The following is a 20,393-nucleotide window of genomic DNA, read 5'->3' as shown; positions in this document are numbered from 1 at the left end:
CCAGTAAGTGAACCCCCAGTCGATCCGGAGACCATACAGATGAACATCCATGAGTATCAGGGCAAGGCACTGCTGAAGTCGTTCGGCGCGCCGGTGGCCGAAGGCGTGCCGGTGTTCAAGGCGAGCGAAGCGGAAGCCGCCGCCAAGGCGCTGCCGGGCCCGCTCTATGTGGTGAAGAGCCAGATCCATGCCGGCGGCCGCGGCAAGGGCAAATTCACCGAGCTCGGCCCGGACGCCAAGGGCGGCGTGCGGCTGGCGAAATCGGTGGCCGATGTCGTCGCCAACGCCAACGAGATGCTGGGCAACACTCTGGTGACCAAGCAGACCGGCCCGGCCGGCAAGCAGGTCAACCGCCTCTATATCGAAGACGGCGCCGACATCGAACGCGAGCTCTATCTGTCGATCCTGGTCGACCGTTCGGTCGGCCGCATTGCCTTCGTCGTCTCGACCGAGGGCGGCATGGACATCGAGGCGGTCGCGCATGACACGCCGGAAAAGATCATCACCGTCGCCATCGACCCGGAAAAAGGTGTCACTTCAGCCGACCTGAAGGCGCTCAACGGCGCGCTCAAGCTCGACGGCGATGCGGCCAAGGACGGCGATACGCTGTTCCCGATCCTCTACAAGGCCTTCGTCGAGAAGGACATGAGCCTGCTCGAGGTCAATCCGCTGATCGTCATGAAGAACGGCCGGCTGCGCGTGCTCGACGCAAAAGTGTCGTTCGACAACAACGCGCTGTTCCGTCACCCCGACGTGCTCGAACTGCGCGACACCACCGAAGAGGACGAGAAGGAAATCGAGGCGTCGAAATACGACCTCGCCTATGTCGCGCTCGACGGCAATATCGGCTGCATGGTCAACGGCGCCGGCCTTGCCATGGCGACGATGGACATCATCAAGCTCTATGGCGCCGAACCCGCCAACTTCCTCGATGTCGGCGGCGGTGCGTCCAAGGAAAAAGTGACGGCGGCGTTCAAGATCATCACCAGGGATCCGGCGGTCAAGGGCATCCTGATCAACATCTTCGGCGGCATCATGAAGTGCGACATCATTGCCGAGGGCGTCATTGCCGCGGTCAAGGAAGTCGGCCTGGAAGTGCCGCTGGTGGTGCGCCTGGAAGGCACCAATGCCGAGCTGGGCAAGAAGATCATCAACGACAGCGGCCTGAACGTGGTGTCGGCCGACGATCTCGACGATGCAGCCAAGAAGATCGTGGCGGCGGTGAAGGGCTGATCTGGTGCCTCCGCATAAGATAAACCTGGTCGAGGCTGCGGATCAAAAGATCAAGAAGGTCTTCGATCCGCATATCGCCGGCGACGTCAACGACAGCCAGGCGAAGGTCGCCAAGTTCGGCGAGGTCTTCGATTGGCACGCGCATGACAATGAGGACGAAGCCTTCCTCGTGCTGCGTGGGCGTATTGCCATCGATTTCCGCGACGGCCCGGTCGAACTCGGCGAGGGCGATTTCATCGTCGTGCCGCGCGGCGTCGAACACCGGCCGCGCTCGCTCACCGTTGAGCCCGTGGTGCTGATGTTCGAGCCGGCAACGACGCTCAACACCGGCAACGCCAAGAGCGACCTCACCGTCGCCGACTTGAAGCGGCTCTGACCATGTTTTCCTCGATCAACGGTTTTTAGAAAAGGGCTCCCATGTCCATCCTCGTCGACAAGAACACCAAGGTGCTGGTGCAGGGCCTGACCGGCAAGACCGGCACGTTCCACACCGAACAGGCGCTGGCCTATCACGGCACGAAAATGGTCGGCGGCATCCATCCCAAGAAGGGTGGCGAGACGTGGACCGGCGCGAAGGGCGAAAGCCTGCCGATCTTCGCCACCGTCGCCGAGGGCAAGGAAAAGACCGGTGCCAATGCGTCCGTCGTCTATGTGCCGCCGGCAGGCGCCGCCGAAGCCATCCTCGAAGCGATCGAGGCCGAGATCCCGCTGATCATCTGCATCACCGAAGGCATACCGGTGATGGACATGATCAGGGTCAAGGCCAGGCTCGACCGTTCGACCTCGCGGCTGATCGGCCCGAACTGCCCGGGCGTGCTGACGCCCAACGAATGCAAGATCGGCATCATGCCCGGAAACATCTTCCGCAAGGGCTCGGTCGGCGTTGTTTCGCGGTCGGGAACGCTTACTTATGAGGCAGTGTTCCAGACCACCAATGTCGGCCTCGGCCAGACCACCGCCGTCGGCATTGGCGGCGACCCCGTCAAAGGCACCGAGTTCATCGACATGCTCGAGATGTTCCTCGCCGACGAGGAGACCAAGTCGATCATCATGATCGGCGAGATCGGCGGTTCGGCCGAGGAAGACGCCGCGCAGTTCCTCAAGGACGAAGCCAAGCGTGGCCGCAAGAAGCCGATGGCCGGCTTCATCGCCGGGCGCACGGCGCCGGCCGGCCGCACCATGGGCCACGCCGGCGCGGTCATCTCCGGCGGCAAGGGCGGCGCCGAAGACAAGATCGCGGCGATGGAATCGGCCGGGATAAAAGTTTCGCCGTCGCCGGCAAGGCTGGGCACGACCTTGGTCGAAGCGATCAAAGGGTAAGGGAGTAGGGGAGTAAGGGAGTAGGGCAGTAGGGAAAATAGCAGCGGCAAAAAGCCCTGCTCCCCTATTCCCTTATTCCCCTACTCCCCTCCAAAAACAGGAGACGGAGCCGGGCTCCGCGGACAAAAATGGCAAGACAAGATCAGGCCAACGACCAATTTTCTCTCACCTCTTTCCTCTATGGCGGCAATGCCGATTACATCGACGCGCTTTATGCCGCCTATGAGGACGATCCAGCCTCGGTCAATCCCGAATGGCAGGAGTTCTTCGCCGGGCTGAAAGACGATTCCGGCGATGTGCGCAGGAACGCCAAGGGCGCCTCCTGGGCCAAGCCCTCCTGGCCGCTGCAGGCCAATGGCGAACTGGTGTCGGCGCTCGACGGCAATTGGGGCATCGTCGAGAAGACGATCGAAAAGAAGGTCAAGGACAAGGCGGTCACCAATGGCGTCGTCCTGTCCGACGCCGACGTGCACCAGGCGACGCGCGATTCGGTGCGCGCCATCATGATGATCCGCGCCTACCGCATGCGCGGCCATCTGCACGCCAATCTCGATCCGCTCGGCATCGCCAAGCCGCTCGAGGATTACAACGAGCTGTCGCCGGAAAACTACGGCTTCACCGAAGCCGATTACGACCGGCCGATCTTCCTCGACAATGTGCTGGGGCTTGAATTCGGCAGCATCCGGCAGATGCTGGAAATCCTGACCCGCACCTATTGCTCCACGCTCGGCGTCGAGTTCATGCATATTTCCGACCCTGAGGAAAAGGCCTGGATCCAGGCGCGCATCGAGGGTGCCGACAAGGAGATCACCTTCACCGCCGCCGGCAAGAAGGCGATCCTGCAGAAGCTGGTCGAGGCTGAAGGCTTCGAGCAGTTCATCGACGTCAAGTACAAGGGCACCAAGCGCTTCGGCCTCGATGGCAGTGAGGCGCTGATCCCGGCGCTGGAGCAGATCGTCAAGCGCGGCGGCCAGCTCGGCATGAAGGAAATCGTGCTCGGCATGGCGCATCGCGGCCGGCTGAACGTGCTCTCCCAGGTGATGGCCAAGCCGCACCGCGCCATCTTCCACGAGTTCAAGGGCGGCTCTGCGGCACCCGATGAGGTCGAAGGCTCGGGCGACGTCAAGTACCATCTCGGCGCCTCGTCGGACCGCGAGTTCGACGGCAACAAGGTGCATCTGTCCTTGACCGCCAACCCCTCGCATCTGGAAATCGTCGATCCGGTGGTGATGGGCAAGGCGCGCGCCAAGCAGGATTATCTGTTCGGCCGCAGCCGCGAGGAAATCGTGCCGCTGGAAGAGCGCGCCAAGGTGCTGCCGCTCTTGCTGCATGGCGATGCCGCCTTCGCCGGTCAGGGCGTGATCGCCGAGATCCTCGGCCTGTCCGGCCTGCGCGGCCACCGCGTCGCCGGCACGCTGCATTTCATCATCAACAACCAGATTGGTTTCACCACCAACCCGCGCTTTTCGCGCTCCTCGCCCTATCCGTCCGACGTCGCCAAGATGATCGAAGCACCGATCTTCCACGTCAATGGCGACGACCCGGAAGCCGTGGTGCACGCCACCAAGGTGGCGATCGAGTTTCGCATGAAGTTTTTCAAGCCTGTTGTGGTCGATATGTTCTGCTATCGCCGCTTCGGCCACAATGAGGGCGACGAACCGGCCTTCACCCAGCCGATCATGTACCGCAACATCCGCAACCACAAGACGACGGTGCAGATCTATGGCGACCGGCTGATCGCCGAGGGTCACCTCACCCAGGCCGAGCTCGACCAGTTGAAAGCCGACTGGCGGGCGCATCTGGAATCCGAATGGGAAGTCGGCCAGCACTACAAGCCCAACAAGGCTGACTGGCTCGACGGCGCCTGGTCGGGCCTGCGCACTGCCGACAACCAGGACGAACAGCGGCGCGGCAAGACCGCCGTGCCGGTCAAGACACTGAAGGAAATCGGCAGGAAGCTGACCGAGGTGCCGAAGGACTTCGAGGCGCACAAGACGATCATCCGCTTCCTCGAAAACCGCCGCCAGGCGATCGAGTCCGGCGAAGGCATCGACTGGTCGACGGCCGAGGCGCTGGCCTTCGGCGCCATCCTGCTCGACGGCAATCCGATCCGCCTGTCGGGGCAGGATTCCGAACGCGGCACCTTCTCGCAGCGCCATTCCGTGCTCTACGACCAGCGCGACGAGACCCGCTACATCCCGCTCAACAATCTGTCGGCGGCTCAGGCCGGCTACGAAGTCATCAACTCGATGCTGTCGGAAGAGGCGGTTCTGGGCTTCGAATACGGCTACAGCCTGGCCGAGCCAAAGGCGTTGACCTTGTGGGAAGCGCAGTTCGGCGACTTCGCCAACGGCGCCCAGGTGGTGTTCGACCAGTTCATCTCGTCAGGCGAACGCAAGTGGCTCAGAATGTCGGGCCTCGTCTGCCTCTTGCCGCATGGCTATGAAGGCCAGGGTCCGGAACATTCCTCGGCCCGGCTCGAACGCTTCCTGCAGCTTTGCGCCGAAGACAACATGCAAGTCGCCAACTGCACCACGCCGGCCAACTACTTCCACATATTGCGCCGGCAGCTGAAGCGCGACTTCCGCAAGCCGCTGATTCTGATGACGCCGAAGTCGCTGCTGCGCCACAAGCGCGCGGTGTCGACGCTGCCGGAAATTTCGGGCGAAAGCTCGTTCCACCGGTTGCTGTGGGACGATGCGCAGCTGCTTTCCGGACAAGCGATCAAGCTGGTCAAGGATTCCAAGATCCGCCGCGTCGTGCTGTGTTCGGGCAAGGTCTATTACGACCTCTATGAGGAGCGCGAGAAGCGCGGCATCAACGACATCTATCTGCTGCGCGTCGAGCAGCTTTACCCGTTCCCGGCCAAGGCGCTGATCACCGAACTGTCGCGGTTCCGCAATGCCGAGATGGTGTGGTGCCAGGAGGAGCCCAAGAACATGGGCGCCTGGTCGTTCATCGACCCGTATCTGGAATGGGTGCTGGCGCATATCGACGCCAAGCATCAGCGGGTGCGCTACACCGGCCGTCCGGCCGCCGCCTCGCCGGCGACCGGACTGATGTCGAAGCATCTCGCCCAGCTCGCCGCCTTGCTCGAAGACGCGCTTGGTGAATAGAGAAGATCTGGGCGAACAACAGAACCGAAAGAAAACGGACAGGCACAATGGCTACCGAAATCCGCGTTCCCACTCTCGGCGAATCCGTCACTGAAGCGACCGTCGGCAAATGGTTCAAGAAGGTTGGCGATACAATCGCCGCCGATGAACCGCTGGTCGAGCTCGAGACCGACAAGGTGACGGTGGAGGTGCCTGCCGCCGCCGCCGGCACGCTGGGTGAGATCACCGTCAAGGAAGGCGAGACGGTCGGTGTCGGCGCGCTGCTGGGGTCGATTTCGGCAGGCGGCGCGGCTCCCGCCACGAAGCCGCAAGCGGTGTCGCAGGCCTCGTCGCCGGATGCGGCATCGACCGGCAAGCAGGCCGCGGCCGAGACCGCCAAGATCGCCGGCGATGCCGGCCCGGTCGAGCCGCGCACCATGCCACCGGCACCGGCCGCGGCGAAACTGATCGCCGAAAGCAATCTCTCGGTCGACCAGATCTCCGGTTCGGGAAAGCGCGGCCAGGTGCTGAAAGGTGACGTGCTCGACGCCATCTCCAAGGGCGCGCCGTCGCAGCCGGCCGAGACACCGAAAGCAGCACCGGCACCGGTTGCCGTGCGGGCGCCGTCCGCGGGCGACGATGCATCGCGCGAGGAGCGCGTGCGCATGACCAAATTGCGCCAGACCATCGCGCGCCGCCTCAAGGAAGCGCAGTCGACCGCAGCCATGCTGACCACCTTCAACGAGGTCGACATGTCAGCGGTGATGGCGCTGCGCACCAAGTACAAGGACGTGTTCGAGAAGAAGCACGGCGTGAAGCTCGGCTTCATGGGCTTCTTCACCAAAGCCGTCACCCACGCCCTGAAGGAAATCCCCTCGGTCAATGCCGAGATCGACGGCACCGACATCATCTTCAAGAACTATGCCCATATCGGCGTCGCCGTGGGCACCGAAAAGGGCCTTGTCGTGCCGGTGGTGCGCGATGCCGACCAGATGTCGATCGCCGAGATCGAGAAGGACATCGGCCGGCTGGGCATCGCCGCGCGCGACGGCAAGCTGTCGGTCGCCGACATGCAGGGCGGCACGTTTACGATTTCCAACGGTGGCGTCTACGGGTCGCTGATGTCGACGCCGATCCTAAACGCGCCGCAGTCGGGCATTCTGGGCATGCACAAGATCCAGGACCGGCCGGTCGTAGTGGGCGGCCAGATCGTGATCCGGCCGATGATGTACCTGGCGCTCAGCTACGATCACCGCATCGTCGACGGCAAGGAAGCGGTGACCTTCCTGGTCCGCGTCAAGGAAAGCCTGGAGGATCCGGAACGGCTGGTGCTTGATCTCTGAGGTCTGGTGCTGATCCGGCTGTTGGAATGTGTGCCGGAGGAAGGGATCTGCGCGGCAGAATGACGACCCGTTCCCTTAGCCTTTCCAAGGTGCTTTCGATCGCATCGATCGCGGCCGGCATGGTGCTGGCCGCTGCCGGCGCTCACGCCGCCTGTCCGATCGAGCTCGCTGTCTATGGCGATACACAGAGCGGCAGCGAGATCGACTTCACGCCGACCGGCACCTCGGCGACCGTCACCAACACCTTCCGCATGATTCTCGACAATGATGTGGTGCTCAACGGCATCGTCATGTGGAATGAAGGCGTATCGCGGCCGAACGGTGCGCTGATGCACAAATGCCCCGAGGGCGACGTCACCGGCGAGGAGCTTGCCGCCTGCACGCCCTGGCACGGCGTCATCTACACGGCGGATGAAAAGGGCAACATCGGACTGCTGCCGGCTGAAGGCGTCGAAGCGCCGAAGACGCTGATCCTGCCGGACCTCGGGTCGGCGTTGCGCCAATCCAGCGCCTATGGCGGCAGCGGATTTTCGAAAGTGCCGTGGGATGTGTTTGCCTTGAAGGGATGCCAGGAATGAGCGGGACGCAAAAGGTGCTGCTGGTCACCGGCGGCAGCCGCGGCATCGGCGCCGCGATCTGCCGGCTCGGATCGAAGGCCGGCTACCGGGTCGCGGTCAACTACGCTTCGAACCAGGAGGCCGCCAAGGCGCTGGTCGCCGAGATCGAGGCCGCCGGCGGCGAGGCTTTCGCGGTCAAGGGCGATGTCGGCAAGGAGTCCGATATCGTGGCCATGTTCGAGGCCGTCGACCGCGCCTATGGACGGCTCGATGCCTTCGTCAACAATGCCGGCATCGTCGACGTCAAGGCGCGCGTCGACGAGATGGATGTTTCGCGGCTGGAGCGCATGATGCGCATCAATGTCGTCGGCTCGTTCCTCTGCGCCCGCGAGGCGGTGAAGCGCATGTCGACCCGTCATGGCGGGTCGGGCGGATCCATCGTCAACATCTCGTCGGCCGCGGCGACATTGGGCTCGCCGGGCGAATATGTCGATTATGCCGCCTCCAAGGGCGCCATCGACACCTTCACCGTCGGGCTCGCCCGTGAGGTGGCGCTAGAAGGCATCCGCGTCAATGCGGTGCGGCCGGGCATCATCGACACGGACATCCACGCCTCCGGCGGGCAGCCGGACCGGGTGGAGCGGTTCCGCGATCTGCTGCCGATGAAAAGAGCCGGTACAGTGGATGAAGTCGCGGGCGCGGTTCTCTATCTTCTCTCCGACGCCGCGTCCTATACGACGGGCGCGATCCTGAATGTAAGCGGCGGCCGCTGAGCGCTCTCAAGCAGATCGAGCATGATGTTATCCGAAAACCGCGTCACACTTTTCGGCATCATGCTCAAAACAGAAGGACAGTATCATGGCTTATGACGTCGTTATCATCGGATCGGGACCCGGCGGCTATGTCTGCGCCATCAAGGCGGCGCAGCTCGGGCTCAGGGTTGCGGTGGTCGAGAAGAACGCGACCTTCGGCGGCACCTGCCTGAACATCGGCTGCATCCCGTCCAAGGCGCTGCTCCATGCCTCCGAGATGTTCGCCGAGGCCGGCCACTCCTTCGACACGCTCGGCGTCGAGACATCGGCGCCGAAATTGAACCTGAAGAAGATGATGGCGCACAAGGATGCGACGGTGTCGTCGAACGTCAACGGCGTCGCCTTCCTGTTCAAGAAGAACAAGATCGATAGTTTCCGCGGCACCGGCAAGGTGCTCGCCGCCGGTAAAGTGTCGGTCACCTCCGAGGACGGCAAGGTCGAGGAGATCGAGACGAAGAACATCGTCATCGCCACCGGCTCGGATGTCGCCGGCATTCCCGGCGTCAAGGTCGACATCGACGAGAAGGTGATCGTGTCGTCGACCGGCGCGCTGTCGCTGGATAAGGTTCCCGGCCATCTGGTGGTGGTCGGCGGCGGTGTCATCGGGCTCGAGCTCGGCTCGGTGTGGGCGCGGCTCGGCGCCAAGGTCACCGTGGTCGAATTCCTCGACACCATCCTGGGCGGCATGGACGGCGAGGTCTCCAAGCAATTCCAGCGGTTGCTGGGCAAACAGGGCTTCGAGTTCAAGCTCGGCGCCAAGGTCACCGGCGTCGCCAAGGCCAAGAAGGGTGCGACCATCACCTTCGAGCCGGTCAAGGGCGGCGCCGCCGAGACCATCGAGGCCGATGCCGTGCTGATCGCCACCGGCCGCCGCGCCTATGCCGACAGCCTCGGGCTCGGGGAAGCCGGCGTCGAGGTCGACGAGCGCGGCCGGGTCAAGACCGATGGCCATCTCAAGACCAATATCCCGGGCATCTATGCCATCGGCGATGTCATCGCCGGGCCGATGCTGGCGCACAAGGCCGAGGATGAGGGCGTGGCGGTAGCGGAAACCATTGCCGGTCAGGCCGGCCACGTGAACTATGACGTCATTCCGAGCGTCGTCTACACCAGCCCGGAAATCGCCTCGGTCGGCAAGACCGAGGAAGAATTGAAGAAGGCCGGCATCGACTACAAGATCGGAAAGTTCCCGTTCAGCGCCAATGGCCGGGCGCGCGCCATGCTGCACACGGACGGTTTTGTGAAGATCCTCGCCGACAAGCAAAGCGACCGCGTGCTCGGCGTCCATATCGTCGGCTTCGGCGCCGGCGAGATGATCCACGAGGCGGCGGTGCTGATGGAGTTCGGCGGTTCGTCGGAGGATCTCGCCCGCACCTGCCATGCGCACCCGACGATGTCGGAGGCGATCAAGGAGGCGGCGCTGGCGACGTTCTTCAAGCCGATCCACATCTAAGGCCCTTTCATAAACTCTACTCCGGCGGCCATCTGGCGAGGTTTTCTCCGCTTTCACAGCGCCGCGCGTCCCTCCTGGACGCTCAAAGGATGCTGTGACCCTTTTTGATTGGCGCATGATCCTCTCCGAAAAAATCGGACTGATCTTCGGGGTCATGCGCTGCTCACGGACCCAATGTCCGCTGCGCTCCGGTTCTCGAAAACCACACCAGCTGACTCACCGGAGCGAGTTTCTGGAAAGGCCTTTCTGGCGGCCCCTACAAAACAAAACGGCCCGCTTTTCAGCGGGCCGTTCGTAACTGATATCGAGCCAATCACTGGGCCGGTGCAGGTGCCGGCGCAGGGGCTGGTGCCGGCGCAGGAGCCGGTGCGGGCGCGGGTGCCGGGGCAGGCGCCGGTTCTGCAGGTGCCGGAGCAGGCGCGGGCGCAGGTTCAGCCGGCTTCATCGGTTCCGCCGGTGCAGGCGCTGGGGCCGGTGTGCTGGCCGCCGGCGGCTCGGCGGGTGCCGGGTGCTCACCACTTCTTCCGAAAACATAATACGCGACAACCGCCAGAATAACGACGACCAGTGCAATCAGCCAACCGCTACCACCGCCGCCGCCACTTGGCCTTGGTGCGTTGGTGGACGAATTGAACGGGTCGTTTGGATTCGGTGTGTTCGCCATAAAAGTGTCCTCCGTGGATGAAAAATATCAATCAACACCATACAACGCGCAATCATTGAACTGGTTTCACGCTAGGGTTGGAAAACGCCAAAAACAAGGACAATCCTGCCCTTCCGCAGCCGGAGTGGCGTCGTTTCGCCACGCAGCGCGCCAAGTTTGCGTCTGTTAAGGTCGAATCAGAGGGTTTTGCCGTGACGAATCCGTCAGCTCAGCTTGTCCCGAATCACTGCGATGCTCTCGCCAGAGCCCAGTTCGCAGACCGCTATGTGCTGGTCACTGAAGGCCTTTCCTTAACCGCATTCGGCGCGGCCGAACGCGCTCTGGGGCGAACGCCGCCCTGGGTCGGCAGGCTCATGGCGCTGCGCAATCTTGCCGTCAGGCCGTTCCGGCTGAAGACGGGCTTGGAAACTGCGGTGTTGCCGTCGGGCCGGATCGGGATATTTCCGCTCATCAGCCAGTTTCCCGGCAAGGTTGTGCTTGGCCTCGACGACCGACATCTCGATTTCCGTGTTCTGGTCGAAGTCAGGGATCTTGGCAGCGGCCGGCAAGAGGTGGCCGCGACGACGATCGTCAAGACGCACAATTGGCTCGGGCGCGCCTATCTCGCGATCATCATGCCGTTTCACCGGATGGTCGTCCCGGCGATGCTGGCCCAGATCCTGGCGAAGTAAGCTGAAGTCACTAAAGTCCGACAGGCGTGACGGTGTAACCGGCCTTGCGGAAATCCTCGACCAGGCCTTCGGGGCCGGGAAGGTGGAGGGCGCCGACCGCCATGAAGACGTTGCCCCTGGCAAGGATCGGTTCGGCATGCTCGACCATCACCTTGTTGCGGCTGGTGATCATGGTTTCCTCGAACGCCGCATAGCCCGCGGGGTCGTCCGTGCCCTCCGGCATGGCCACGCGAAACAGCGGCCAGAACATTCCGGTGTCGCCGCGCTGGTAGAGCACGATCATGGTTTCGTTGATGTCGTTGATCTTATCGCCGAGCTTCAGCGTGTCGACGAGGCCCTTCATGTGAAACGCCAGCGGCAGCGAGGCCATGGCGCGCAGCTGGCTTTCAGCCGTCTCCAATCCTTCCACCGGCTTGCCGGAAGCCTTCGCACCTTGCGCCAGTCTGACATCGAGCACCGGGGCGCCGCCTGACTGGCGGGCCAGCTCGCAGGCCGGCAGTGCCATCATGGCCGAGAGCATCCACGGCTTCATCTTGGCAACCGTTGCCGGAGGAATGCCGCGTGCGTCGAGCGCGGCGTTCATGGCCGCCGCATCGTCGGGCGACAGCAGCGACGCCAGCGTCGTCGAATCAGTGAACATCATCAGGTCCGGCTCTTTGAGCATCGCGACCATCATCTTCTGCTTGTCGAGCACGTCCGTGGTTTCGATGATGATGGTGCCGGCGGCGTCATAGGCTTTCTGCGCTTCGGGAGGCAGCGTGGTGACGCGCGGGTCGGTCATATGCATGGTGCCGAACAGGAAGGACGGCTTCTCGCCGGGCTTTTCCAGCTTCCATAACAGGCCCTTGCCGTTCGGCGTCGCGGCGGCTTCCGCTTCGATCTTGCGGTAGCTCGCCGGATCGTTCTTCTGCAGGGCCGACAGCATGTCGGCACCGGTGCAGGTCGGGACTTCGGCATGCGCCTTGCCGGCCGCGAACAGCAGCACGGCGAGGAACGACAGGAAGAACAGAACATTGAGCGCGACGAGCAGCTTCAGCGACACGGAAGCAGCACGGTCGGCGATGGCTATGACGCGTTTCATGAGCCTCTTCTAGGACTGAAAAGCGGCAAAACGGTTAACCTGTGCTGAGAAATTGTCTTGGACTGGCTATCGCGCTCAACTGACGTCGATGGGGCTCATGCTTCAACGATTAGCGGAAACGCCCATTTCTTCGTCATCCCAGGGTCTCCGCGACGGAGCTTCGCTCCTGCTTCGCCCAGGGATGACGACGTTGGGGAGGCTTTCGGCCAAATGGTGAACGTTACTGGCGTTCACGCCCTGGGATGCGCCTGCTCATAAATCTCGAGCAGCCTCGCGGTGTCGACGCCGGTGTAGATTTGCGTCGTCGACAGGCTGGCGTGGCCGAGCAGTTCCTGGATGGTGCGCAAATCACCGCCGCGGCCGAGCAGATGCGTGGCGAAGGAATGGCGCAGTGCATGCGGCGTCGCGGTATCGGGCAGGTTGAGCGCCGAGCGCAGCTTGGCCATGTCGCGCTGGACGATGGCCGGGTTGAGCGGGCCGCCGCGGGCGCCGCGAAACAACAGGCCCTTGGGGTCGAGATGGTAGGGGCAGAGCCGGCGATATTCGGCGATTGCCCTGAGCGCCACCGGCAGCACCGGCACCAGGCGCGTCTTGCCGCCCTTGCCGGCAACGCGCAGCACCGTGTCGGCCGCCGACGCCAGATCGGCGCCGGTCAGGCCGAGCGCCTCGGAAATGCGCAGGCCAGAGCCGTAGAGCAGCGTCAGCACGGCGGCGTTGCGGGCTGCGATCCAGGGTTCCTCCGCCAGTTGGCCTTCGATGGAAACGATATGCTTGGCATCGCTCGCCGTCAGCGGCTTGGGCAGCGATTTGGGCTGGCGCGGCGCGCGCAGTGCCGCCGCACCGGCCGCATTGGCGAGGCCGCGCCGCTCGAGGAAACGCAGCAGCGAACGAATGCCGGCGAGACCCCGGCCCAGCGTGCGGGCGCCGGCGCCGGCATTGCGGCGGGCGGCAAGGAAGCCGCGCAAATCCGCCGGGCGCAGATCGGCGATGTCCGAAATGCCGGGCGAGCCGCCGCAATGGCCGGTGAGGAAATGCAGGAACTGACGCGTGTCGCGCTCATAGGCTTCCACCGTCTCGGGCGACAGCCGACGTTCTCGCGCCAGCATCTTCAGCCAGCTTTCGCGCGCCGCCTGGAGATCGGGTTTGGCCGGGATGAGGAATTCCTGCATGGCGGCATTTTCGGATATTCGGGTTAGGAAGCGGTGAATAGCCCGTCATTGAAATGACAGCCGCGTGGGGCTAGAGCAGGCCAAAGGATATTTCGCCATGAGCAAGCTCCAGAATCCTGTCCAGATGGCCGTGATCGGCGCCGCCCATGGCATCAAGGGCGAATTGCGGGTGAAGACCTTCACCGGCGAGCCGCTGGCGCTGGCCGACTACGGGCCGCTCTACGCCAGGGACGGGCGCGCCTTCCAGATCGTCGACATCAGGCCCGCCAACACCGTCGTCGTGGTCCGTTTCAAGGGCATTGCCGACCGCAATGCGGCCGAGGCGCTGGCCGGCACGGAGCTGTTCGTCGACCGTTCGATGCTGCCGGACGATGGCGAGGAAGACGAATTCTACCATGCCGACCTCGTCGGCCTCGAAGTCCGCGACGACACGGGTGCCGTGCTTGGCAAGGTGGTCGCGGTGCACAATTTCGGCGGCGGCGACATTCTCGACGTGACGCTGGGCGGGCGCAAGGGCGTGCTGATCCCGTTCACACAGGCTGCCGTACCGCAAGTGTCGATCGCCGAGGGTTTTGTTCGTGTCGATCCGGCGGCAGCCGGGCTGGTCGATGACGAGGATGGCGGTGGTCCGCGTGAGGAAGACTTCGATCCGAAGGGCAGGCCGCGCGGACCGAGCGATGCCGGGGGCAACCGGTGAGTTTTTCCGCTTCGGTGCTGACGCTTTACCCCGAGATGTTTCCCGGCGCGCTCGGCCTGTCGTTGGCCGGCCGGGCGCTCGAGGCCGGGACGTGGTCGCTGGAGACGATCCAGATCCGCGACTTCGCCACCGACCGCCATCGCACCGTCGACGACACGCCCGCCGGCGGCGGCGCCGGCATGGTGATGCGCGCCGACGTGCTGGCGAAAGCCATCGACCATGCTTCGCCGGAAGGCGATGCGCGGCCCCGGCTGCTGATGAGCCCGCGCGGCAAGCCGCTGACCCAGGCGCGTGTGCGCGAGCTGGCCGCTGGGCCGGGCGCCGTCATCCTGTGCGGCCGCTTCGAAGGCGTCGACCAGCGGGTGATCGACGCGCGGGGATTGGAGGAAGTCTCGATCGGCGATTTCATTCTCTCGGGTGGTGAGCCGGCCGCCCTTGTGCTGCTCGACGCGGTGGTGCGGCTGCTGCCCGGGGTCATGGGCAACGCGATGTCGGGCGAGGAAGAGAGTTTTGAAAACGGCCTGCTCGAACATCCGCACTATACGCGGCCGCAGGAGTTCGAAGGCCGTGACATTCCCGAGGTCCTGATTTCCGGCAATCACAAGAAGATCGCCGCCTGGCGGCGGGCGGAGTCAGAAAGACTGACAGCCGAGAGGCGTCCGGACCTGCTTGCCGCTGCTCAGCCCTTGGCAAAATAATAGAAGGCCAAAAACAGGCCGACGGCGACGACGAAGCCGCGCACGGCGTTTTGCGGCACCCGCTTGGCGATCCAGACGCCGGCATAGCCGCCGAGCGCGCCGCCCGGGATCATGATGATCGCCTGCGGCCAGGCGACGACGCCGCCCGAGACGAAGACGACGATCGCGACAGCGGCGATGACCATGGCCAGCATGTTCTTCAACGCGTTCAGCCGGTGATAGTCGCCGGCCTGGGTGAGGCCGAGCGTCGCCAGCATCATCACGCCCATGCCGGCGCCGAAGAAGCCCCCATAGATGGCGGTGAGAAACTGCGCGAGCGAGCCGGCCAGCGAGCCCACCGCCGCTTCATGGCCGGGCTTTGGCACTGGTTTCAGCCAGGGGCCGGCGGCGAACAGGGCCGTCGCGGCTAGCAGCAGCCACGGCACCAGAGCGCGAAACGAGGGATTGTCGAGCGCCAAAAGGATCAGAGCGCCGGCCAGTGCGCCCACGGCCGAGATCAGGCACAGCAGCAGCGCGCCGCGCCAGAAGTGCCTGATATCGGCCGAGTAGGCGAGGGTCGAGGTGATGTAGCCTGGAAATTGCGTCACCGAGGAGGTGGCGTTGGCAACGATCGGCGGCAGGCCGACCAACGTCATGGCGCCGAAGGTGATGAAGGTGCCGCCACCGGCGACCGCATTGGCGGCGCCTGACAGAAAGCCCGCTAGAAACAGCACGATGGCATCGAAGACAGACATGAATTGCGGCCGCTCAAAACTGTGTTATTTCAGGCTTTAGAAAGCCTGAACGACCGGCGCAACCCGGCACGGCAGGATTACGATGGTGCCATGCGAGCAGAAAATGCGCGCCCAAGGCGTGACAAAGCGGCGAAATAGCTGTATGTGCCCGCCCGTACCGGCCAGAAAGAATCTGCCGGACCCGTCAACAATGACGGTGTAGTCGCCCCTGCCTGATGTTTCAAAGACAAATGTCTTGGAGACAAAAGGCATAGCCAAGCGGTCAATGGAACTGCAAGGCGAGTGTCGGACGCTCTGACTGTCGGAAGAACAAGAAGTGGACTTTTGAGATGGATATTCTCCGTCAGCTCGAGGCCGAACAGGCCGCCAAGATCGAAGCCAAGCGCAAGCTTCCCGAATTCCAGCCCGGCGACACCGTGCGCGTCCAGGTCCGCGTGACCGAAGGCACCCGCACCCGCGTCCAGGCCTATGAGGGCGTCGTCATCGCCCGCGCCGGCGCCGGCTTCCAGGAGAACTTCACGGTTCGCAAGATTTCCTACGGCGAAGGTGTCGAGCGCGTGTTCCCGGTCTACTCGCCGATGGTTGAAGGCGTCGAGATCGTTCGCCGCGGCAAGGTGCGTCGCGCCAAGCTCTACTACCTGCGCGATCGTCGCGGCAAATCGGCCCGTATTTCTGAAAACACCGGCGTGCGCGCCCGCAAGCTGAACGATGAGGAGCGCGATGCGCTGAACGCCGAGAAGGCCCGTATCGAAGCCGAGAAGGTGGCAGCAGCCGAGGCCCTGGCCGTCGAGAAGGCCGCCCAGGACGCCGCCGAGAAGAAGGCCGCCGCCGAGGCCGAAGCAGCAGCCAAGGCCGCCGCAGAAGCGACCCCTGCCGAATAAGGTTTTCGGAAATCCCATTCAAAAAGGCGGCTTCGGCCGCCTTTTTTCGTTTCACCAGACTGTGAACGCTTTCAGCGCCAGACACAGGATCCGGCTGTTGACGGCGCATTACTTTGTGAACTAAATAATCGCGCACAAAGTAATTGGAGATTTGATATGGCACTCTACACCACACAGGCTCACGTCACCGGCGGCCGCGCCGGCCATGGCGAGACCAGCGACGGTCTGCTCAAGGTCGATCTGGCAATGCCCAAAGAACTCGGCGGGCCGGGGGGCGCCACCAATCCCGAGCAACTGTTCGCTATCGGCTATGCCGCCTGCTTCGAAAGCGCCATCCGCTTTGTCGCGCGCAAACAGAAGCTGTCGCTGACGGATGCCGGGGTAACCTCCACCGTCAGCCTGCTTCCCGATGGCGAAGGCTTTAAGCTCGGTGTCGCGCTCGCGGCGGAAACGAAAGGCCTTGATCAGGCGGCGGCGGAAGCGCTTGTATCGGAGGCGCACAAGATCTGCCCCTATTCCAACGCCATCAGGGGCAATGTCGACGTAGCGCTTTCGGTAAAGGCGGCATGACGGAAAAGACGACAAAGAGCACCAGGGACGTCCCGGCGGAGGCCACCGGGACGTTTCACGTTCCGCGGCTCGACCAACAGCTCTGCTTCGCGCTCTATTCGGCAAGCGGGCTGATGACGAAGCTCTACCGCCCGCTGCTCGATCCGCTCGGCCTGACCTATCCGCAATATCTGGCCATGTTGGCGCTCTGGGAACGGGCTCCAAGCACGGTCGGCGAGCTTGGCGAAGCGCTCGGGCTGGATTCGGCGACGCTGACGCCGCTGCTCAAGCGGCTGGAGGCCGGTGGCCTGGTCACACGCCGGCGCGACCCCGCCGACGAGCGCCGGGTTCTGGTCGAGCCGACAGCGAAGGGACAAGCGTTGCGTGAGCAGGCCAAAAGCGTGCCGGCGGCGATGCTTTGCAACCTGCCGCTGGATGCCGACGAGTTGAAATCCCTGCACCGCACGCTGACACGGTTCGTCTCCGGCTTGCGCAAGGCGGATGCCGGCATCGTGAAGCGGAGCTGATCGCTGCCGCGACACCGTTCATTCCTGAATCCCGGAAATGAAGGCATCGGAATCCCTTTTCGCGCGCGCTGACGCAGCGGACCGTCTTGCATGACGCTTGCGGAAAGCTAAAGTCGGCGCCGGATTTTCCTACAAGCCCGGCCGTGCCCGGGTCCTTCAATTTCCGGGGAGTGTGTCATGACCAAATCGAAACTGCTGCTGGCAGGCCTGCTTGCCCTCGTCCTGGTACCCGTTGCCGCCTTTGCGCAGGCGCTGCCCGACCTCGGCGGCAAAAAGGTGGTGGTTGTGACCGAAAACGCCTATCCGCCGCTGCAGTTCATCGATGCCAAGACCGGCAAGCAGATCGGCTGGGAATATGATGCGATGAACGAGATCGCCAAGCGGCTGAATTTCGCCGTCGAGTACCAGAACACATCCTGGGACGCGATGATCCAGGCGGTTTCCGACAACCAGTACAACATCGGCATGACCGGCATCACCATCAAGGACGACCGCAAGGAGAAGGTCGATTTCTCCGACCCCTATATGCGCTCGGAACAGTTCATGCTGGTGCGCGGCGATGAAAGCCGTTTCACCGACGCCAAGACCTTCGGCGCCTTCAAGGATGGGCTGATCGGCGCGCAGGCCGGTACCACGCCCTTCTACACCGCCGTCTACAGCGTGCTCGACGGCAATGAGCAGAACCCGCGCATCAAGCTGTTCGAGACCTTCGGCGCCACGGTGCAGGCACTGAAATCCGGCGACGTTGACGTCGTCTTGACCGACGGCACCGCGGGGAAGGGCTATGTCGACGCCTCCGAGGGCAAGCTGAAGCTGATCGGCGGACCGCTCGGCACCGAGGATTTCGGCTTCATCTTCCCGAAGGGTTCCGACCTGGTGAAGCCGGTCAATGCGGCGATTGCGGCGTTGAAGGCGGACGGGACGTTCGATGCGCTGAACAAGAAGTGGTTTCTTGATTACAAGATGGGGCAGTGATTTCGCACTGACTTCGCGCTTGAACGCCCCCCTCTGCCTTGCCGGGCATCTCCCCCTCAAGGGGGGAGATTGGCTGTTTTTTCCGCTTTCACCAATCACCAAAGTTGTAAAAAGAGTGCCGTCGACGAAGCTGCCAATCTCCCCCCTTGAGGGGGAGATGGCCGGCAGGCCAGAGGGGGCTGCCTTGGCGCAATCCTTTTGATGCCTCCCGCCTCTTCCTCCAAAGCCGACTTCCCCTGGTGGCTCGTCGTGGCCGTGACCATCGCGATCGCGGTGGCCGTCTTCGTCGCCACCAGCAATCTCTATGCCCAGGTGTTCGCCACGGTCGCCAAGGGCATCGGCGTCACCATCTTCGTCACCGTGATTGCCTTCGTGCTGGCGTCGGCCATTGGGCTCGGCATCGCGCTGATGGGAATGTCGGGTTCGCGCTGGCTGCGCCAGATCGCGCGCTTCTATGTCGAGATCATCCGCGGCGTGCCGATCCTGGTGCTGTTGTTCTGGATCGCCTTTGCCGGCGCGCCGGCCTTCGTCGCGGCCTGGAACGCGCTGACCGCGCCGCTGCAAAGCGCCGGCCTGTTCGGCGAGCTTTTGGTGCGCGACGTGTCGCTGTTGTGGCGCGCCATCATGGCGCTGACCATCGGCTATTCGGCTTTCATCTCGGAGGTTTTCCGGGCCGGCATCCAGGCGGTGGAGAAGGGCCAGATCGAAGCGGCGAAGGCGCTCGGGCTGACCCGCGCGCAGCGTTTCCGGCTCATCGTGTTTCCACAGGCGATCCGCACCATCCTGCCGCCCCTCGGCAATGATTTCGTCGCACTGGTCAAGGATTCCTCGCTGGTCTCGGTGCTCGGCGTTGCCGACATCACGCAGATGGGCAAGGTCTACGCCGCCGGCTCCTTTCGCTTCTTCGAGACCTATTCGATAACAGCCTACATCTACCTCATCCTGACCGTCGGCCTGTCGCTGGCGCTCAGGGCGCTGGAACGGCGGCTGCGCCGCCAGCACGAGGAATAGTTTTTCGGCCAAGGCAGCGCTACGATCCCCGAGCATTCCCGTTGAGGAGGTCCCATGATCGTCGACAAAGCCAATGCGGCGCTGGATTCCGTCTATACGGCCGACACGCCGGAAGCGCTTGAAGAGGCCTATGCCGCATGGGCCGGGACCTATGACAGCGAGACCGCCTCGCTCGGCTACCTCCTGCCTTTCCTGATCACCGCCTGGGTGGCGCGCCATGTGCCGGCGGGCGATGGCCCGTTGCTCGATGCCGGCTGCGGCACCGGCCTGTCGGGACCGTCGCTGAATGCGCTCGGCTACCGCGACATTGCGGGGCTCGACCTCTCGGACGATATGCTGAAGATCGCCGGCAGCCGCAATGCCTACAGCGAACTGAAGCAGGCAATGCTGGGCGGTCCGCTGCCGTGGCCGGACGGGTATTTCCGCGCCTTCTTCTCGACAGGCGTGTTCACCATCAGCCATGCGCCGGCGACAGGCCTGCACGAACTGGTGCGCATCACCCGCAAGGGCGGCCATGCGATCTTCACCGTGCGCGACCGGGTGTTCGAGAGCGGCGGCTTCCAGGCGGTGTTCGATGAGTTGGAGCAGACTGGGAAATGGCGGCCGGTCGAGGAAAGCCCGTGGTTCCGCTGCTATGCGATCGCCGAGCCGGATGCGCTGGTGAAGACTTTTGTGTTTGAAGTGATCTGAGCGGCGCGTTCTCCGATCTTGGCTTCCTTCCTCTCCCCCTGAAGGTGTGGAAGTGAGGACGAGGAACCCGAGTTCTGCGAAGGCAGCTTCCAATTGCCGAAAACCCAAAACATTGATATGAGCCACGCCATGGAAGAGCTTTTTGGCGATCCGGCCTACAAGGGGTTCGTGCTGCAGGACAGAAAACGCCTGCCGTCGCGCTTCTCCGCGCGCGTGTCCGGGGCGCTGACCAG

At 63.6% G+C, this 20,393-nt stretch carries 19 protein-coding genes and 1 pseudogene; 17 read left to right on the top strand and 3 right to left on the bottom strand.

Annotated elements, in window-relative coordinates; genetic code table 11:
• Positions 1-39: 39 nt before the first annotated feature.
• The 9 genes and pseudogenes from sucC to EOC83_RS24675 all read left to right on the top strand — a co-directional run bounded on the left by sucC (position 40) and on the right by EOC83_RS24675 (position 11,148).
• On the top strand, positions 40-1,233 hold the full coding sequence (gene sucC / locus EOC83_RS24720; protein WP_024504973.1) for an ADP-forming succinate--CoA ligase subunit beta: 1,194 nt from the start codon (positions 40-42) through the stop codon (positions 1,231-1,233).
• A gap of 4 nt (positions 1,234-1,237) precedes the next feature.
• Entirely contained in the window at positions 1,238-1,609 is a 372-nt protein-coding gene (locus EOC83_RS24715; protein WP_013528848.1) for a cupin domain-containing protein, read from the top strand.
• A 41-nt stretch (positions 1,610-1,650) separates the two neighbouring features.
• On the top strand, positions 1,651-2,553 hold the full coding sequence (sucD, locus tag EOC83_RS24710; RefSeq protein ID WP_013528849.1) for a succinate--CoA ligase subunit alpha: 903 nt from the start codon (positions 1,651-1,653) through the stop codon (positions 2,551-2,553).
• Positions 2,554-2,681: 128 nt separating this feature from the next.
• On the top strand, positions 2,682-5,669 hold the full coding sequence (locus EOC83_RS24705; RefSeq protein ID WP_027163286.1) for a 2-oxoglutarate dehydrogenase E1 component: 2,988 nt from the start codon (positions 2,682-2,684) through the stop codon (positions 5,667-5,669).
• A gap of 47 nt (positions 5,670-5,716) precedes the next feature.
• Entirely contained in the window at positions 5,717-6,991 is a 1,275-nt protein-coding gene (gene odhB, locus EOC83_RS24700; RefSeq protein ID WP_063169539.1) for a 2-oxoglutarate dehydrogenase complex dihydrolipoyllysine-residue succinyltransferase, read from the top strand.
• Positions 6,992-7,050: 59 nt separating this feature from the next.
• Entirely contained in the window at positions 7,051-7,569 is a 519-nt protein-coding gene (locus EOC83_RS24695) for a hypothetical protein (protein WP_063169538.1), read from the top strand.
• Positions 7,566-8,321, top strand: coding sequence for an SDR family oxidoreductase (locus EOC83_RS24690; protein ID WP_013528853.1), 756 nt, complete (start codon positions 7,566-7,568; stop codon positions 8,319-8,321). The genes EOC83_RS24695 and EOC83_RS24690 overlap by 4 nt, the downstream gene beginning before the upstream one ends.
• A gap of 76 nt (positions 8,322-8,397) precedes the next feature.
• Positions 8,398-9,813 (top strand): annotated as a pseudogene (gene lpdA, locus EOC83_RS24685) (dihydrolipoyl dehydrogenase); the annotation flags it as partial.
• Positions 9,814-10,554: 741 nt separating this feature from the next.
• On the top strand, positions 10,555-11,148 hold the full coding sequence (locus tag EOC83_RS24675; protein ID WP_082826601.1) for a DUF2867 domain-containing protein: 594 nt from the start codon (positions 10,555-10,557) through the stop codon (positions 11,146-11,148).
• 10 nt (positions 11,149-11,158) lie between these two features.
• Here EOC83_RS24675 and EOC83_RS24670 read toward each other — a convergent pair whose 3' ends face one another.
• Positions 11,159-12,229 (bottom strand): TraB/GumN family protein, encoded by a 1,071-nt coding sequence (locus tag EOC83_RS24670; RefSeq protein ID WP_063169536.1) that lies wholly within the window; start codon positions 12,227-12,229, stop codon positions 11,159-11,161.
• Between the two features lie 230 nt (positions 12,230-12,459).
• Positions 12,460-13,398, bottom strand: coding sequence for a tyrosine recombinase XerC (locus EOC83_RS24665; protein ID WP_024504979.1), 939 nt, complete (start codon positions 13,396-13,398; stop codon positions 12,460-12,462).
• A 97-nt stretch (positions 13,399-13,495) separates the two neighbouring features.
• Here EOC83_RS24665 and rimM point away from each other — a divergent pair, with 97 nt between their 5' ends.
• Positions 13,496-14,095 carry a ribosome maturation factor RimM gene (rimM, locus tag EOC83_RS24660; protein ID WP_013528858.1) on the top strand — a complete coding sequence of 200 codons (600 nt, stop codon included), beginning with the start codon at positions 13,496-13,498 and terminating at the stop codon, positions 14,093-14,095.
• Positions 14,092-14,793: a tRNA (guanosine(37)-N1)-methyltransferase TrmD gene (gene trmD / locus EOC83_RS24655; RefSeq protein ID WP_013528859.1), complete on the top strand. Its 702-nt coding sequence runs from the start codon at positions 14,092-14,094 to the stop codon at positions 14,791-14,793. The genes rimM and trmD overlap by 4 nt, the downstream gene beginning before the upstream one ends.
• On the opposite strand, the gene EOC83_RS24650 is transcribed toward trmD, so the two are convergent.
• A complete protein-coding gene (locus EOC83_RS24650) occupies positions 14,775-15,527 on the bottom strand; it encodes a sulfite exporter TauE/SafE family protein (protein WP_063169535.1) in 753 nt (250 codons plus the stop codon). The genes trmD and EOC83_RS24650 overlap by 19 nt on opposite strands.
• A 329-nt stretch (positions 15,528-15,856) precedes the next feature.
• On the opposite strand from EOC83_RS24650, the gene rplS reads away from it, so the two are divergent.
• The 6 genes from rplS to EOC83_RS24610 all read left to right on the top strand — a co-directional run bounded on the left by rplS (position 15,857) and on the right by EOC83_RS24610 (position 20,160).
• The gene (rplS, locus tag EOC83_RS24640; RefSeq protein ID WP_013528861.1) at positions 15,857-16,408 is read left to right on the top strand and encodes a 50S ribosomal protein L19; all 552 of its coding nucleotides are present in this window, start codon (positions 15,857-15,859) and stop codon (positions 16,406-16,408) included.
• A gap of 156 nt (positions 16,409-16,564) precedes the next feature.
• Positions 16,565-16,978 (top strand): organic hydroperoxide resistance protein, encoded by a 414-nt coding sequence (locus EOC83_RS24635; protein WP_013528862.1) that lies wholly within the window; start codon positions 16,565-16,567, stop codon positions 16,976-16,978.
• Positions 16,975-17,484 carry a MarR family transcriptional regulator gene (locus tag EOC83_RS24630; protein ID WP_013528863.1) on the top strand — a complete coding sequence of 170 codons (510 nt, stop codon included), beginning with the start codon at positions 16,975-16,977 and terminating at the stop codon, positions 17,482-17,484. The genes EOC83_RS24635 and EOC83_RS24630 overlap by 4 nt, the downstream gene beginning before the upstream one ends.
• A 177-nt stretch (positions 17,485-17,661) precedes the next feature.
• A complete protein-coding gene (locus EOC83_RS24625; RefSeq protein ID WP_013528864.1) occupies positions 17,662-18,459 on the top strand; it encodes a transporter substrate-binding domain-containing protein in 798 nt (265 codons plus the stop codon).
• A 201-nt stretch (positions 18,460-18,660) separates the two neighbouring features.
• Positions 18,661-19,470: an amino acid ABC transporter permease gene (locus tag EOC83_RS24615; RefSeq protein ID WP_027163295.1), complete on the top strand. Its 810-nt coding sequence runs from the start codon at positions 18,661-18,663 to the stop codon at positions 19,468-19,470.
• 54 nt (positions 19,471-19,524) lie between these two features.
• Positions 19,525-20,160, top strand: a complete 636-nt coding sequence (locus EOC83_RS24610; RefSeq protein WP_063169534.1) for a class I SAM-dependent methyltransferase — start codon at positions 19,525-19,527, stop codon at positions 20,158-20,160.
• Positions 20,161-20,393 lie beyond the last annotated feature (233 nt).

Origin of the sequence: Mesorhizobium sp. Primo-A, assembly GCF_003997175.1 — a bacterium.
Lineage (GTDB): Bacteria > Pseudomonadota > Alphaproteobacteria > Rhizobiales > Rhizobiaceae > Mesorhizobium > Mesorhizobium ciceri.
Note: the sequence above shows the minus strand (reverse complement) of the source record. Positions and strands in the feature narration are given on the sequence as shown.

Bases quoted from the DNA above. Each gene is read 5' to 3' on its own strand.
- EOC83_RS24635 (WP_013528862.1), top strand. From the start codon at position 16,565: ATGGCACTCTACACCACACAGGCTCACGTCACCGGCGGCCGCGCCGGC.
- rplS (WP_013528861.1), top strand. From the start codon at position 15,857: ATGGATATTCTCCGTCAGCTCGAGGCCGAACAGGCCGCCAAGATCGAA.
- EOC83_RS24705 (WP_027163286.1), top strand. From the start codon at position 2,682: ATGGCAAGACAAGATCAGGCCAACGACCAATTTTCTCTCACCTCTTTC.
- EOC83_RS24630 (WP_013528863.1), top strand. From the start codon at position 16,975: ATGACGGAAAAGACGACAAAGAGCACCAGGGACGTCCCGGCGGAGGCC.
- EOC83_RS24670 (WP_063169536.1), bottom strand. From the start codon at position 12,229: ATGAAACGCGTCATAGCCATCGCCGACCGTGCTGCTTCCGTGTCGCTG.
- odhB (WP_063169539.1), top strand. From the start codon at position 5,717: ATGGCTACCGAAATCCGCGTTCCCACTCTCGGCGAATCCGTCACTGAA.
- EOC83_RS24610 (WP_063169534.1), top strand. From the start codon at position 19,525: ATGATCGTCGACAAAGCCAATGCGGCGCTGGATTCCGTCTATACGGCC.
- EOC83_RS24695 (WP_063169538.1), top strand. From the start codon at position 7,051: ATGACGACCCGTTCCCTTAGCCTTTCCAAGGTGCTTTCGATCGCATCG.
- EOC83_RS24615 (WP_027163295.1), top strand. From the start codon at position 18,661: ATGCCTCCCGCCTCTTCCTCCAAAGCCGACTTCCCCTGGTGGCTCGTC.
- sucC (WP_024504973.1), top strand. From the start codon at position 40: ATGAACATCCATGAGTATCAGGGCAAGGCACTGCTGAAGTCGTTCGGC.
- EOC83_RS24650 (WP_063169535.1), bottom strand. From the start codon at position 15,527: ATGTCTGTCTTCGATGCCATCGTGCTGTTTCTAGCGGGCTTTCTGTCA.
- EOC83_RS24690 (WP_013528853.1), top strand. From the start codon at position 7,566: ATGAGCGGGACGCAAAAGGTGCTGCTGGTCACCGGCGGCAGCCGCGGC.
- sucD (WP_013528849.1), top strand. From the start codon at position 1,651: ATGTCCATCCTCGTCGACAAGAACACCAAGGTGCTGGTGCAGGGCCTG.
- EOC83_RS24625 (WP_013528864.1), top strand. From the start codon at position 17,662: ATGACCAAATCGAAACTGCTGCTGGCAGGCCTGCTTGCCCTCGTCCTG.
- EOC83_RS24665 (WP_024504979.1), bottom strand. From the start codon at position 13,398: ATGCAGGAATTCCTCATCCCGGCCAAACCCGATCTCCAGGCGGCGCGC.
- rimM (WP_013528858.1), top strand. From the start codon at position 13,496: ATGAGCAAGCTCCAGAATCCTGTCCAGATGGCCGTGATCGGCGCCGCC.